The organism is Hwanghaeella sp. LZ110 (genome assembly GCF_048892525.1).
In the GTDB taxonomy this organism is placed as follows: domain Bacteria; phylum Pseudomonadota; class Alphaproteobacteria; order UBA8366; family Aestuariispiraceae; genus Pacificispira.
Map to the genome: position 1 here is coordinate 1 of NZ_JBLZHT010000079.1, position 279 is coordinate 279.

A 279-nucleotide genomic window follows, 5' to 3' on the forward strand; every position below is an offset into this window, starting at 1 on the left:
CCCGATCCCTCGTCAGGGGGCGCTACACTCACATCCCTCCTCACCCTCTGGATCTGTTGTTCTTGTGTGGCCTGCTCGCCTGGAACACACTCCCCTTTGTTCTTTTTGATAACTATAGTGTCTTCACTCATTCCCTGTTCAGCCACCAGAGTCTTGAAGTCTTCGATGAGAGTCTGACGCAGTTGCATGTCACGCCCATAGAGTTTCACAGATGTAGTTTTTTCACCGCCCGTTTTTTGTTTATACATCACCACCAGTGCATACTCATTGTAGTTTGTG

General features: G+C 48.7%; 1 protein-coding gene. It reads right to left on the minus strand.

The features are described from left to right. Nucleotides 1–279: lipocalin/fatty-acid binding family protein (locus tag ACOSDM_RS20275; protein WP_420726346.1), on the minus strand; the 279-nt coding region annotated here is incomplete at both ends.